Origin of the sequence: Rhodococcus sp. PML026, assembly GCF_000963615.1 — a bacterium.
GTDB lineage: Bacteria > Actinomycetota > Actinomycetes > Mycobacteriales > Mycobacteriaceae > Rhodococcoides > Rhodococcoides fascians.
Map to the genome: position 1 here is coordinate 341,766 of NZ_KQ031375.1, position 14,942 is coordinate 356,707.

Sequence of the window (14,942 nt, forward strand, 5' to 3'; positions counted from 1 at the left end):
CCGACCAGCTGGCCGGTTACCCCGAAGCCACCAAAGTATGCAGCGCGAATTACATCGGTGCAACGTCTACCGACACCGCGATCGTGCTCTTCTCGGCCTCGGTGTAGATGACCCCGCGCAGCGGCGGAACGTCGGCATAGTCGCGGCCCCAGGCGACCGTCGCGTACCGCTCGTCGACCAGCTGATCATTGGTCGGATCGAAGGCCAGCCAGCGGTCGTCGGGCATCCACACCGCGGCCCACGCATGGGTCGCATCGACACCGATCATGCGTTCCTTGCCCGGTGGCGGTTCCGTGGCGAGATAGCCCGACACGTACCGTGCCGCCAACCCCTGCGACCGCAGACAGGCGATGGCCAACCGAGCGAAGTCCTGACAGACCCCCGAACGTGCGGCGAGGACGTCGACCACGGTGGTCGATACCGTCGTGGACCCGGACAGATACCGAAAGTCGATGAAGATCCGGTGCGTCAGATCGACGATGACGTCCGCGAGCGGACGCCCCGGCGTGAAACTGGGCGCGGCGTACGCTCTCACCTCGTCCGTGATCTCCGGCGTCGGCAGATCGAGGGCGAACTCCACCGCCGATGAACGTGCCGAGTCCGCTGCATCGGTCCTGGTGGGGTCGAACATGGCCATCCGGGCCGATTCCCACGGGGCAGTCGCAGGCCACGACGTGGTCTCGTCCACCGGCCGCGGGTACACCTCGACGAGCGAATCCGCCGTGACGACCAGCTTCTCGTGATCGTTGGTCACGTGGAAGTACACGTCTTCGTTGCCGTAGACATCGACGCCGAACGATTGATCGGTGGGTGGCGGCTCCACCGTGACCGACTTCTCGACGCAGTGCTGCCCATCCATGTCCCGCGGCGCGAGAAATCCTCGCCCGTAGGACGACGTGACGCGATCGGAGTAGGTGTACGTGGTGATGTGCTTGATTCGGTACCGACGACTCGTCATCGTGCCCCGCTTCCGATCCGCGCACCGACGCTGCCCCACAGCGGCTGGGTACCGCCCGGCAGCGACATGTGCGTCGCGAGAACAACTCGGGACAGTTCTTCGAGCGAATCGTGAATACCGTCCACGAGCTCGATAAGTTCCACCCGCCGCCCGGTGGCGTCGACCGACTCCAGATCACCCGGGTCGACGCGCCGCAACCGAACCCGCATCTGCTCGACGAGTTGTTCGGGCCGCGAGCTACCGGACGCATCCGGTAGCGCCCCGAGATCGTCACGAAGGCGGTCGAGTTGGTACACCAGTGCGCGAGGGTTGCCGGCGTCGAACAGCAGCAGCTGCGCAACTGCAGCCGGCCGTGCACGACCACTGTTGCGTCGGCGATAGATCACCGAGGACTCTGCCGCAGACAGCACCGAATCGATGACCGCCTGTTCGGTGGACGGCGTCAGGGCGTGACTCAGAGTCGCTGACAGCAACGCTGTCAGTTGCAATCCCCGCTCGATTCGCTTGCCCGCGTCCATCAGGTACCAACCGGCGTCCCGAACCATCGACTCCGACGCCAGTCCGGACAGCGCGAGCAGACCACGCAGCACGCTCGATTGCGATGCAGCCAACTGGGCACCGTTGTTGACGGCCGACTCGCCCAACTCCTCGAGCGCGGTGTCGATGCGAGCGAGCACTGCCCAAGTGTCGTTCGAGAGTTGATCGCGCACCGCACGAGCTGCCTGTTGCATCCGGTCGACCGACTGCGCCAGTGAACCGAGGCGCTCCACCGAGAGCATCAGCGAGCGCATTTCGGCCATCGCATCGGCGCGGATCGTCTCGTCCAGGAATCCCGGTCCCGTGCGCGATACCTTCGTGACCGCTTCCAGCAGAATCGGCAGGCTGTCGCTGCCGTCGAGCCACGGCATCGACCGATAGTCCTGATCCCGCTCCCGGGCGGCGATGAGCAGACGCGTCATGTCCTCCGCGCGTTCGCTGTACCGACCGAACCAGAAGAGATCGCCCAGCACACGCGGGGAACTGACCACCTCGACGTTGGACGCGGCGTACTGCGGCAACTCCTCCACCGTGGCAGGCGGAGTGTGCGGAGCAGAATCGGCCGGCGTGACCCTCTCCACCGACTTGACCCACACGTCCTTGGACGCGACGGTGATGAGCGGTTCGGTGACCGGCGCCGTGATCATGACCTGACCGAGACCGCCTCGCATCGGGGTGTAGCCGACCCGCTGCGCGACGGTGAACAAGCGCATTCCGACCTGGGCGGGAGCAACCGCCAACTGCTCCCCCGACCCGCTGCCCCAGGACGAACCCACCGGAGCCAATGAGAACTCCGGCACTTCCTGACCGGTCCATTTCCACGGAGCTGCCTCGACCTCGTCCCACAGCGCCCGGGCCGCGTGCTCGGTGAGATCGTGACCCACGACCGCGCGTCGGGACACGGTGGATCTCAATACCAGCGATCGGAAGCGAGTTCGCATGTGCGAGAGTGCGATCGGATCACCACCCCAATAGGTGGGGACCGAATCGAGAGTCAGATCCTCATCCAGCAGAGCCCGGCTCAGAGCCGGCAGCAACGGTGTCAGTGCGGGATTCTCGAGGACTCCGCTACCGAGAGTGTTGACCACGCTCACCGCACCGCGCCGCAGGACCTCGACCAGACCGACCACACCCAGATGCGAATCCGGACGCAGATCGAGCGGGTCGACGAACTCGGCGTCGACGCGTCGTAACACCACGTCCACCCGTCGCAGTGTGCCGAGCGAACGCATCCACAAACAGCCGTCCCGCACCACCAGATCGGCGTTCTCGACGAGCGGAAAGCCCAGAACCGTTGCCAGATAGGCCTGGTCGAATGCCGTCTCGGAATGCGAACCCGGCGTCAACACCACCACGACAGGATCCTCGGCGGACGCGGGTGCAGCGTCACGCAGAGCCAAGCGCATCGCCCGAGCGAAAGTCGACAACGGCCTCGGATTGCTCGCCTGGAACAACTCGGGCATCGCCCGCGACATCACTCGGCGATCGGCCAGCGCATACCCCACCCCGGACGGTGCCTGAGTGCGATCCGCAACGACCGAGAACCGGCCGTCGGACCCGCGCGCGATGTCGGCTGCGTGCATGAACAACTGATGCGGACCCGGAACGGTGATGGCGTGAGCAGGCCGAAGATAGCCGGGGTTGCCGAAGATGAGCTCGGGCGGAATCGAACCGCGCCGGACTGTCTCCTGCGCTCCGTAGATGTCGGTCAGGATGGCGTCGAGCAGTTGCGAACGCTGGACCAGCCCCGCTTCGAGCCGATCCCATTCGTCCGCTGCAACGACGTACGGGACGCTGTCCAGTCCCCACCGCACAGAACTGGGCCCGGGCTCGTTGCTGCCCGTCGGAATCGGGTTGTAGGTGATTCCGTGGTCGTCGACCAGCCGACTGACCCGAGACTGCAACGTCTGCATCGCACCCGGGCCGGCGTCGCGCATACCGTCGACCAGCTCCGCCCAGTGCGGACGCACCGTGTCGTCGGCACCGAGCATCTCGTCGAACAGATCTCTACGACCCGTCACGGCCTCACGTCGACCGTGGTATTCGAGCCACGGTGACACCAGGTCGGGTGACACGGGGTCGGGCGCACCGGCCGCCGTCTCGTTGCGGCCCGCCTCACTGTGAGCGGTATCCACGGGCACCATCGAGCCGTTGTTCCTTCCGTCGGTCGATCACACTCCGTCGCCGGATGAGGTGTGGTCGTTGCCGAATCCACCCGTTCCGCGTCGGACCGCAATCGCTACCGGTCGACTCGTTCTTTTCTGCCCGCCTCAGGACGTGTGAACCCCGGTCCGGCGCAGGTCCAGCATGCCGGGCGCAGTCACGTCGATCGCTTGGCGAGCGTGCATCTCGAGCAATCTTGCTATGTCCACCTTGCCGGACGTGAACCCGCCCTCCTCGAACCGGCCGTTGCGTCGCGCTTCCGCCTCCACCGAGTTGACCGGTGGACCGTCGTACGACCGTCCGCCGGGGTGCACCACGTGATACGAACACCCACCGACTGCGCGCCCGGTCTGCATCTCCACCAGATCGAATCGCAAGGGACTCTGCACCTCGATCGTGGGATGCAGCGCGCTCGGCGGCTGCCAGGCGCGATAGCGAACTCCGGCGAAGTGGACGTCCTGTCGCTCGGTGCGCAACATCGGTACCGGCACCCCGTTGCAGGTCAACAGGTAGCGGCCCACATCGGCACCGGCAACGCGAACCTGGATGCGCTCGACCGAGGAGTCCACGTAGCGCGCCGTGCCCGACGACGTCGACTCTTCCCCGAGCGTGTTCCACGGCTCGATTGCACCGCGCAGTTCGATCTCGGCATCGCCGACGACGGTGGTACCGATGCGCGGGAAACGAAACTCGGTGAACGGGTCCAGCCAGCTGGTGTCGAATTCGATGCCGTGCTCGCGAAGATCCTCGGCGACCCGGCCGATGTCACCGATCACGAAGTGCGGCAACATGTACCGACCGTGCAGGTTGGCACCGTGCCGAATCAGTGGTGCTTCGAGCGGGGTATCCCAGAATCGCGAGACCATCGAGCGCACGAGCAAGGACTGCACCATCGCCATCTGATGATGCGGCGGCATCTCGAATCCGCGAAGTTCGAGCAGACCGAGCCTGCCGCGGGTGGAGTCGGGGCTGTACAGCTTGTCGATGCAGAACTCGGCACGGTGCGTGTTCCCGGTGATGTCGGTGAGCAGGTGCCGCAGCGCCCGATCGACGACCCACGGCGATGCCGAACGGTCGGCACCGGTCAGACGCTTGATCTCGCTGAACGCAACCTCGAGCTCGTAGAGCGACTCCTCACGACCTTCGTCGGCTCGGGGGGCCTGCGAGGTGGTACCGATGAATCGACCCGAGAACAGGTACGACAGCGACGGGTGACGTTGCCAGTGTGTCAACAGAGACACCAGCAGGTCCGGTCGGCGCAGCACCGGCGAATCGGACGGTGTGACGCCACCCAGGGTGATGTGGTTGCCACCGCCGGTGCCCCGGGTGGTGCCGTCGTTGTCGAAACCCTCGGTACTCAACCGTGATTTACGCGCCTCGAGATACAAGCGCTCCATCAGCTCGTTCTGCTCCGCCCACGACGACGTCGGCTGAACGTTCACCTCGATGACCCCGGGATCCGGAGTGACCGTGAGGGTTTGGATACGGGGATCCGAAGGCGGGCCGTAGCCCTCGAGGACGACCGGTGTCTCGATCGCGGATGCGGCGCGCTCCACCCGAGAGACCAGATCGACGAAGTCGTCCAATCGATCCATCGGCGGCATGAACACGTGCAGTACGCCGTCGCGTACCTCGGCGACCAGTGCGGTCACCGCAGTTCCACCCACTCCGGACGTCTCCCGCACCGCCTGCGCGTAGCGTGACTCGGCCGGGTCGACGGCCCGGGGTGGTTGCTGCGTCAGCTGCGGGGTCGGCAGATCGGGTTTCGGTGCGGTGGGATCGGCCGGGTTCTCGACCGGCCCCCCGTCCCACGAGATCGCTCGTAGCGGCAGACGGAGCCCGGCGGGAGAATCCCCCTCCAACAACACGATTCGCCCACGTCGCAGCTTCCAGTCGGCGCTTTGCCAGCCAGTGCCGTCCTCGGTCCGCGAGATCGGCAACACGAATGCCGCCGGTTCGTCGGTACTGGCGTCGAGCCGTTCGAGGAGAAGCCTTCTCGCAGCTGCGGAATCTGTCCCCGGTTCGAGATCGTCGGCGTCGGCCGGCGGATCCCCGTAGGGCTGACGCACCAGATCCAACAGCTTGACGAGCGGGTCCTCGTAGGCCGGACGCGCTTGCGAGGCGGGCAGACCCAATCCGTCGACCAGTCGGTCGATCAGCTTCTGCGATACTGAATTGTCGACTGGATCAGGACGCAGATCGTCCGCCGACCACGGATCGGCTATGAGGTCCGAGTCGTGCCACAGTGCCTGGCCGTCGGTGCGCCAGAACAAACCCACCTGCCATCGTGGGAGAGGCTCACCGGGATACCATTTGCCCTGGCTGCGCTGGACCATGCCGTCGGGCGCGTAGATGGTTCGAAGTCGTTCTGCGAGAACGCTGGCCAGCTTGCGCTTGTGCGGACCGTCTGCGGTGGTGTTCCACTCGGGCGCTTCCTGGTTCTCGATGGCGACGAACGTCGGCTCACCACCGACGGTCAATCGAATGTCCTGATCGAGCATGCGCCGGTCGATCTTCTCGGCCGTGGCCTCGATCGCGTCCCACTGCTCGGCCGTGTACGGCAACGTTGTACGCGGATCCTCGTGAACACGCACCACCGTGTTCGAGAAGTCCAGTTCGGCTGTGCATTTGCTCGTCGCGCCGGAAATCGCGGCCGCGGTCGACGGATGCGGCGTGGCCGACAGTGGAATGTGACCCTCGCCCGCGAACAAGCCCGAGGTGGGGTCCATTCCGACCCAACCGGCACCGGGGAGGTACACCTCGGTCCAGGCGTGCAGGTCGGTGAAGTCCTCGACCGGCCCGGACGGACCGTCCAGCGATTTCACGTCCGAGGACAATTGGACGAGGTAACCCGAGACGAAACGCGCGGCCAGGCCCATCTGACGAAGGACCGACACCAGCAACCACGCGGAGTCACGGCACGATCCCACGGCGGACGTCAACGTCAGGTCCGGGGTCTGCACTCCGGGCTCCATCCGCACTGAGTAGCCGACGTCCGCCATCACGGCCTGATTGGCCATGACGAGAAAGTCGATGGTGCGCAACGATTCTCCGCGCTCGACGACGGCGGCCTGCAGCTTCTCCACCCACGCGGACACGACCGGCCCGGGCCCGGAACCGGCCTTGTCCTCGTCCACCGGGCGAAGATAGGGCTCGAGATCGGGCAGATCGTGTTCCTCGTATGCGAAGCCGAAGTGCTCCGCCCATTCCTCGACGAAAAAATCCAACGGATTGATCGACGCCATGTCCGCAACGAGTCCGACCGTGATGGACAGATGGTCGGTTCGCTCGGGGAACACCACGCGGGCGAGAAAGTTGCCGAAGACGTCCTGCTGCCAGTTGACGAAATGCTCGGCCGGCTCGATCTTCAGCGAATACGCCTCGATCGGAGTGCGCGAATGCGGTGCCGGTCGCAGCCTGATCTCGTGCGGAAAGATCTTGACCGTGCGGTCGAATCGGTAACTGGTGCGATGTTCGAGTGCAACCTTGATGCCCACGGCGAGCCCCTCGTGATAGTCCCGGTATGGGTAGAAACAACAACCCTAGTGGGCCCCGGCCCGGTGCGCTCGGCAAGAATTCGAACCATCGACGATGCCCGACGGTATTCGGGCCCGCACGACCGTCCACGTGTCGAACGCCTTGACACAACTCAGCGGTCTACGGTTCGCTCAGCTTCGAAAATGCGGACGAATCGTCGACGTACCACGCCAGACATGAAGGGTGAATCGTGAGTGAAAACCCGCCCGACGGACCGCAATACGGTCGCGGACCCAACCCGGACAAGCCGGACCCGAACACGCCGCAGACACCGGGAAGCGGGTACCCACCGCCCGGCAACTACCCGCATCAGGGCGGTGCCCCGGGCGGTTATCCTCCCCCGCCCGGCAACTACCCGCCCCAAGGCAACTACCCGCCTCAGGGCGGCTATCCTCCCCCTCCCGGAAACTACCCACCGCCGCCCGGAAACTACCCACCTCAGGGTGCGCCCGGTGGCTATCCACCCCCGCCCGGCAATTACCCACCGCCGCCCGGGAACTACGGGAACTACGGAAATCAGAACTACGGACAGACACCTCTCGGACCCAACCCCGGTCGACTCGACGTCGGTGCTGCACTGAGCTACGGCTTCGACAAGTTCAAGGCCAACACCGGACCGTGGCTCGGTATTACGGCCATCGTGTGGGCGGTCAGCGTCGCCGTGTTCATCGTCACGTTCGCGTCGACCCTGACGGCCGCGGTCGCTGCTGCCGACCGAGGTGAAAGTACTGCCGTCGCGGCGACGTCGGGCGCATTCCTGGTGGTGACCACGATCGCGACATTCGTGTCCTACTTCGTGAATGCGGCATACGTACGGGGAGCGTTGGACGAAACGGGTGGGCCACAGAAGCCGACGTTCGGCAGGTTCTTCCAACTCACGAACGTTCCGCAGATTGCGGTACTGGCTTTGATCTGGACGGTGGCCAGCGTCGTGCTGAGCTTCGTTCCGTTCCTGGGCACCGTCCTGCTGATCGTGATCGGTTTCCTCGCGAACTTCGCACTGACTTTCCTGATCGATCGCAACCAGTCGGCGATCGAGTCGATCAAGTCGTCTATAGACCTGACGGTCAAGAACTTCGGCCCGGTCCTGCTGCTGTTGCTGGCCCTCGCCGCCATCAACTTCGTCGGCATTGTGCTGTGCGGCCTCGGTCTGCTCATCACCCTTCCGGTCTCGGTGATCGCCACCAACTACGCCTACCGCGTACTCACCGGCGGGCCCCTGACTCCCGCGCGCTGATCTCGCACCACGACAGACGCGAATGTCCCCGTAACGCACTGCGTTACGGGGACATTCGTTCTTGCGGACCTCGAGTGGAAGCTAGGCCTCTGTCGGCGCTTCTTCCTTCTTCTCCGGCTTGAAGTCGACGCCCGATTCCTTGCGCTGCTGCGCGGTGATCGGTGCAGGCGCGTCGGTCAACGGGTCGATGCCGCCACCGGACTTGGGGAATGCGATGACCTCACGGATGGAATCGACTCCGGCGAGCAGCGCGGTGATGCGATCCCAACCGAACGCGATTCCGCCGTGCGGCGGCGCGCCGTAGCTGAAGGCATCGAGAAGGAAGCCGAACTTCTCCTGGGCCTCTTCCTTGCCGATCCCCATGATCGCAAACACTCGTTCCTGAATGTCCTTGCGATGGATACGAATACTGCCGCCGCCGATCTCGTTTCCGTTGCAGACGATGTCGTAGGCGTAGGCCAGAGCAGATCCCGGATCGGTGTCGAATGTGTCCATCGACTCCGGCTTCGGCGACGTGAACGCATGGTGCACGGCCGTCCACGCCCCGGACCCGACGGCGACGTCGCCACTGGCGGTGGCGTCGGACGTGGGCTCGAACAGCGGCGCGTCGACGACCCACACGAACGCCCACGCCTTGGGGTCGATCAGGTCGAGCTTGCGTGCGATCTCGCCGCGGACGGCGCCGAGCAGTCCGCGGGAGGCCTTGACCGGACCGGCGGAGAAGAAGATCGCGTCGCCGTTCTTCGCGCCGACGTGCGCAGCGAGGCCGTCCCGTTCGGCGTCGGTCAGGTTCTTCGCGACCGGGCCGCCGAGGGTGCCGTCCTCACCGACCAGCACGTAGGCCAGGCCCTTGTGGCCACGCTGCTTGGCGAATTCCTGCCAACGGTCGAGCTGCTTACGGGGCTGCGACGCACCACCGGGCATGACGACCGCACCGACGTACGGAGCCTGAAAGACGCGGAACGTGGTGTCGGAGAAGAAGTCCGTGCACTCGACCAGTTCGATGTCGAATCGAAGATCGGGCTTGTCGGAGCCGTACCGGCGCATGGCCTCGGCATAGGTGATCCGCGGGATGGGTGCCGTGAAGTGGTGCCCGACGAGCTTCCACAGCGACGCCAGAATTTCCTCGGCCAACAGGATGACGTCGTCCTGGGTGACGAAGCTCATCTCGACGTCGAGCTGGGTGAACTCGGGCTGACGATCGGCACGGAAGTCTTCGTCTCGATAGCAGCGAGCGATCTGGTAGTACCGCTCGATACCGCCGACCATCAGCAGCTGCTTGAACAGCTGTGGGCTCTGCGGCAGTGCGTAGAAGCTACCCGGCTGCAGACGAGCGGGAACGAGGAAGTCCCGTGCGCCTTCGGGGGTGGAACGCGTCAGCGTCGGGGTCTCGACCTCGACGAACTCGTGGTGCGCCAGAACCGATCGGGCGGCGGCGTTGACGTGCGAACGCAGTCGAATGGCATGGCCGGGGCCCTCACGGCGCAAGTCTAGGTAGCGGTACTTGAGGCGTGCTTCCTCACCGGGCTGATCGTCGAGCTGGAACGGCAACGGTGCGGCCTCGGACAACACCTCGATCTCGGATGCCTCGACCTCGATGGCGCCGGTGGGGATCTCGTAGTTCGCGTTGCCCTCCGGACGACCCTCGACCTTGCCGGTCACCTTCACCACGTACTCGGCGCGCAGTCGGTGGGCCTGCTCGAGCGCAGCACCCTCACGGAACACGACCTGGGACACACCGGACGCGTCACGCAGATCGATGAAGATGACGCCACCGTGATCGCGTCGACGGGCCACCCATCCCGTCAACGTCACAGTTCGGTCGACGTGCTCGGGGCGTAATGAGCCGGCGAGATGGGTGCGCAGCACGGGTGTCCTTTCGAGAAAAATCCGCTGATCGTGTTGTTCGATCCTCGATCCTACGGAGCGCATCGCCGCAGAAGGAAACGAGATCCCGTCCCGGCATGCGAAGCTAGGGCCGACAACGGCGGTATCGGTTCGCACGGAGTATGCGGGCTCGGCGGAGGGGAACTCCAGCATGACGTTCAGAGAAGGCTCGCAAATGGAGCCGGGCCGAGTTTCCGTCGGCGGTAGCGGAGGGGGCGGCGGACGAGGCAAGTTGGCCATCGGCGGCGGAGCGGGTGGACTGGTCATCATCGTCCTTGCACTGCTGTTCGGCGGCGATCCCGGCGCAATCCTGAACCAGATCAGCGGCGGCGACAGTTCCGCCGGGCAGAACGGCTCCGGGTCGTCGGGAACTCTCGAATGCACCGTCGCAGAGGCGAACAGCAGCGTCGATTGCCGTATCGGGTTCACGGCGTCGAGCTTGGACACCGTCTGGGAATCACAATTGCAGTCGCAGACCGGCGTCGCCTACGTCCAGCCGGACGTGCGGTTGTTCTCCGGCGCTACGAACACCGGGTGCGGTAACGCGACCAGCTCCGTCGGTCCGTTCTACTGCCCGGCCGATTCCACCGCCTATTTCGACACGAGCTTCTTTCAGGTCCTCGTCGATCAATTCGGCTCCAGCGGCGGCCCCCTGGCGCAGGAGTACGTCGTGGCGCACGAGATCGGCCACCACATCCAAAATCAGCTGGGCGACATAGGCCGCGCGCAGGCCGATCCGCAGGGACCCGAGTCCGGCGGCGTCAAGGTGGAGTTGCAAGCCGACTGCTACGCCGGAATCTGGGCGCATTACGCAGCCGAGACCGTCGACCCGGACACCGGCGTCCCGTTCCTCGAACCGCTGACCGCCACCGATATCGACGATGCCCTGTCGGCAGCGTCGTCGGTGGGCGACGACCGGATTCAGCAGGCGTCCACCGGCCGGGTCAACCCCGAGGGCTGGACGCACGGCTCGTCCGCCCAGCGCCAGGCGTGGTTCTCCACCGGCTACGAGACCGGACAAGTGGCGGCCTGCGACACGTTCTCGGCTCGCGACCTCGACAATCCCTGAACCAGTACTACTCAGAACAGCGTGAGTGCCGGCCCCGAAGTCACCAACCCGCGGGGTTCGGCAGGCTCGTTCGCGGGCAACGCGCGAATCTGGTCGGCGGCGAAACCGTAGGTGTCGAGCAGCGGATCGATTCTCGCCTTCAGCCACTGCTTGTACTCCGGAGTGACGTACGCCCCGTGTCCGTAGAGCTGGCGGTATCTGCGTACCAACGCCGGGTGCTCCTTCACCAGCCAGCTCATGTACCAGTCCTTGGTGCTCGATCGAAGATGCATCGGCAGCGCCGTGACGGTCGTCGCCCCGGCCTCGGCCAGCGCAGCGATCAGCCCGTCGAGTTGTCTGGCTCCGTCGGTGAGAAACGGAATGACCGGCGCCACCAGCACACCGCAGTCGAGTCCCGCATCCCGCACGGCGCGGATGAGGTCCAATCGTGCTCGCGGACTTGGTGTTCCGGGTTCGAGCTGCTTCTGCAGCTCTGCATCGTGGATCGCCAAACTGATGCTCACGTGTACGTCGACCTTCTGTGCAGCCAGGGTCAGCAGCGGCAGATCCCGTCGCAACAGCGTTCCCTTGGTCAGGATCGAGAACGGCGTACCCGACTCGGTCAACGCGCGAATGATGCCGGGCATCAACCGATATCGCCCCTCGGCGCGTTGATAGGGATCGGTGTTGGTTCCCAGCGCGACCGGCTCCCGCTTCCAGGATCGACGTGCGAGCTCTTTGCGGAGGACTGCCGCAACGTTCGTCTTGACGACGATCTGCGAGTCGAAATCGTTGCCGGAATCGAGGTCCAGGTATTCGTGTGTCGGCCTCGCGAAGCAGTATCGGCACGCATGCGAGCATCCGCGCATCGGATTGACGGTCCACGAGAACGGCACCTGCGATTCGCCCGGAACCTCGTTCAGGGCACTCTTGCACAGCACCTCGTGAAATGTGATGCCCTCGAACTCCGGGGTCTGCACGCTGCGGACGAGCCCGGACCGTTCCAGCCCCGGTAGCGCGCCCTCGTCTGCGGCATCGAGAGTCTGACCGGCCCATCGCATGCACACAGTCGAACATTTGTTCTATGCCGTGTCAAGGTCGGCATCGCTCCCCCGCATCCCCCGGTCGGGTCCGGCGGCCGACAAGCGATAGCGTAGGGCCCGAAGTCGATCCTAGGAGTGCACCGCACGTGACCGCCCCGAACATACCGACCCTGGAACCCATTCTGCGCCTGGGCCTCACCCTGGGACCGGCCATCGAGATCGGTTCGGTGCCCGAAGGCGACCGAGTCGTCACCACCGTCCTCGGCGGGGCCGCACCCGGCCCCGACATCGAGGGCACTCTTGCTGCTCGATCGACCGTCGTCAGCGTCACCCGGCCCGACGGGTGCACCGAGTTCAGCAGCGATCTCGTCCTCGAATTGGCAACCGGCGGTTACCTTTCGCTCGACTATCGTGGAGTCCAGTTCGGACCGGCCGAGGTCATCGACGCTCTGAACGATCCCGACCGAGAGGTCGACCCGGCGACCTACTACTTCCGCGGCACGTTGCGAGTGTCGACCGCTGTTCCGAAGTTCACGTACCTCAACCGGGCCCTCGTCGTCACCTCCGGCTCACGATCGGCCGAGGCCGTGGTGCTCGACGCATTCCTGGTGACCTGAGAGCCGTCCGCTCTCATCCGAGCAGCTGCGCGACCTCCCGGTCGGTCAACGTCGCGTGCGGAGTGCGACCCTTGCTGCGAACCAGTTCGATCGCTCGGTAGAGAGGGCGCTCGTCGAGCCCGGCGTCGCGCGCCTCGGCCCGCAGCTGATCCACCAGCACCGACGCGATGGCCGCCGCGGGAACGAGTTCGGTGGTCCACAGCGAATCGGCGAGCGTGCGCAACGCAAGAATCGGCAGTTCGCGGCCGCCGCCCCTGGTGTAGAGCGCCAACGGCAGAACGATACGAGTACGACCGTCGTAGAGCCGCAGCGAGATCTGGTCGATTCCGGCCGTGCGGATGGTCATTTCCGCCGTCACCACCTCCGGCATGTTCAGCCGTCGGGTACGCAGTCCCCGAGCGCACAGCCGTGGCCCGTCGATCCACACCCGGCGGCGCAATCCCAGCCAACCCGACAGCGCCGCCGGACCACCGACGATCACTCCGACGAGGACTGCCACCCACACGGGGACGACGAGCGCCAGAACGACGCCCAGCACGACTCCGACCAGTAGCGAACCGACCACGATCTTGCGCAACCGCGGCGCGAGGAACTCCGCCGAGACCAGATCGAGGGCTACCGGACCCGCCGAGGGCCGAGGGTCATCGGCCAAGGTGCACTCCGAGGACGTCGACCACGTCGGCCAACGCGACCGTCTCCTGCTCGCCGTTCGAAAGGTCTTTCATCACGATGGATTCGGCCGACAGCTCTTGATCGCCCAGCACGAGTGCGTATCGGGCTCCCGAACGATCGGCCGCTTTCATCGCTCCCTTCATGCCGCGATTTCCGTACGCCATGTCCACCGCGATGCCACGTTCACGCAACTGCGCCGCGATGTCGACGATCGCGAGTTTGGCCGCGGCACCCATCGGGATGCCGAACACCTGACACCGCGACGTCGTGCCTGCGGTCTTGCCCTCGGCGGCCAACGCGAGGACGGTGCGGTCGACACCGAGCCCGAATCCGATACCCGACAGCGCCTGCCCGCCCAACTGCTCCATCAGGCCGTCGTAGCGGCCGCCGCCGCCGATGCCCGATTGGGCCCCGAGGCCGTCGTGCACGAACTCGAACGTCGTCTTCGTGTAGTAGTCGAGCCCACGAACCATCCGTGGGTTGACCAGGTACGGAACATTCATCACATCGAGGTAGGCCAGCACCTCGTCGAAGTGCTGCTTCGCAGAATCGGAGAGATGGTCGAGCATCAACGGCGCGTCGGCAGTCATCTCGCGGACCTCCGGCCGCTTGTCGTCGAGAACCCGCAGCGGGTTGATCTCGGCGCGTCGACGCGTGTCCTCGTCCAACGGAAGCGCAAAGAGGAAGTGCTGCAGCAACTCTCGATACTGCGGGCGGCAGGTGTCGTCACCGAGCGAGGTGATCTCGAGCCTGAAGCCGGTGAGACCGAGGGCGCGGAACCCGGCGTCGGCAACGGCGATGACCTCGGCGTCCAGCGCCGGGTCGTCGACGCCGATCGCCTCGACACCGACCTGCTGCAGTTGGCGGTAGCGGCCGGCCTGCGGGCGCTCGTACCGGAAGAACGGTCCGGCGTAGGCCAACTTGACCGGCAGCGCCCCGCGGTCCAAGCCGTGCTCGATCACAGCGCGCATGACCCCGGCGGTGCCCTCGGGACGCAATGTCACCGATCGGTCGCCGCGATCGGAGAAGGTGTACATCTCCTTGCTGACCACGTCGGTCGATTCGCCGACTCCCCGGGCGAACAACCCGGTGTCCTCGAAAATCGGGAGTTCGATATGGCCGTACCCGGCGGCGCGGGCGGCACCGAGGAGGCCCTCCCGGACAGCGACGAATTCGGCCGAATTCGGGGGGAAGTAATCGGGAATGCCCTTGGGCGCGGAAAAGGTGGTCGGCTTGCTCACGG

Annotated in this window: 10 protein-coding genes; 3 read left to right on the forward strand and 7 right to left on the reverse strand. The window is 65.4% G+C overall.

Annotated features, from left to right (window positions below; translation table 11 throughout):
- Positions 1–49 precede the first annotated feature (49 nt).
- The 3 genes from VF34_RS17040 to VF34_RS17050 all read right to left on the reverse strand — a co-directional run bounded on the left by VF34_RS17040 (position 50) and on the right by VF34_RS17050 (position 7,155).
- Complete coding sequence (locus VF34_RS17040; protein ID WP_032372490.1) at positions 50–958, reverse strand: transglutaminase family protein; 909 nt, start codon at positions 956–958, stop codon at positions 50–52.
- Complete coding sequence (locus VF34_RS17045; protein ID WP_032372491.1) at positions 955–3,639, reverse strand: circularly permuted type 2 ATP-grasp protein; 2,685 nt, start codon at positions 3,637–3,639, stop codon at positions 955–957. Before VF34_RS17045 ends, VF34_RS17040 begins: the two co-directional genes overlap by 4 nt.
- A 126-nt stretch (positions 3,640–3,765) precedes the next feature.
- Positions 3,766–7,155: a transglutaminase family protein gene (locus VF34_RS17050; protein WP_032372492.1), complete on the reverse strand. Its 3,390-nt coding sequence runs from the start codon at positions 7,153–7,155 to the stop codon at positions 3,766–3,768.
- 230 nt (positions 7,156–7,385) lie between these two features.
- Here VF34_RS17050 and VF34_RS17055 point away from each other — a divergent pair, with 230 nt between their 5' ends.
- Entirely contained in the window at positions 7,386–8,432 is a 1,047-nt protein-coding gene (locus VF34_RS17055) for a DUF2189 domain-containing protein (RefSeq protein ID WP_032372493.1), read from the forward strand.
- Between the two features lie 81 nt (positions 8,433–8,513).
- On the opposite strand, the gene aspS is transcribed toward VF34_RS17055, so the two are convergent.
- Positions 8,514–10,301 carry an aspartate--tRNA ligase gene (gene aspS, locus VF34_RS17060; protein WP_032372494.1) on the reverse strand — a complete coding sequence of 596 codons (1,788 nt, stop codon included), beginning with the start codon at positions 10,299–10,301 and terminating at the stop codon, positions 8,514–8,516.
- Between the two features lie 169 nt (positions 10,302–10,470).
- On the opposite strand from aspS, the gene ypfJ reads away from it, so the two are divergent.
- Positions 10,471–11,388: a KPN_02809 family neutral zinc metallopeptidase gene (gene ypfJ / locus VF34_RS17065; protein WP_032372495.1), complete on the forward strand. Its 918-nt coding sequence runs from the start codon at positions 10,471–10,473 to the stop codon at positions 11,386–11,388.
- 11 nt (positions 11,389–11,399) lie between these two features.
- Here ypfJ and VF34_RS17070 read toward each other — a convergent pair whose 3' ends face one another.
- Positions 11,400–12,428, reverse strand: a complete 1,029-nt coding sequence (locus VF34_RS17070) for an Rv2578c family radical SAM protein (protein WP_032372496.1) — start codon at positions 12,426–12,428, stop codon at positions 11,400–11,402.
- Between the two features lie 128 nt (positions 12,429–12,556).
- On the opposite strand from VF34_RS17070, the gene VF34_RS17075 reads away from it, so the two are divergent.
- On the forward strand, positions 12,557–13,027 hold the full coding sequence (locus tag VF34_RS17075; RefSeq protein WP_032372497.1) for a DUF3237 domain-containing protein: 471 nt from the start codon (positions 12,557–12,559) through the stop codon (positions 13,025–13,027).
- A gap of 13 nt (positions 13,028–13,040) precedes the next feature.
- Here the strand turns inward: VF34_RS17075 and VF34_RS17080 are convergent, their stop codons facing one another.
- Both VF34_RS17080 and hisS read right to left on the reverse strand, forming a co-directional pair.
- Positions 13,041–13,679: a hypothetical protein gene (locus VF34_RS17080; protein ID WP_032365086.1), complete on the reverse strand. Its 639-nt coding sequence runs from the start codon at positions 13,677–13,679 to the stop codon at positions 13,041–13,043.
- The gene (gene hisS / locus VF34_RS17085) at positions 13,669–14,940 is read right to left on the reverse strand and encodes a histidine--tRNA ligase (RefSeq protein ID WP_032372788.1); all 1,272 of its coding nucleotides are present in this window, start codon (positions 14,938–14,940) and stop codon (positions 13,669–13,671) included. The genes VF34_RS17080 and hisS overlap by 11 nt, the downstream gene beginning before the upstream one ends.
- Between the last annotated feature and the right edge of the window lie 2 nt (positions 14,941–14,942).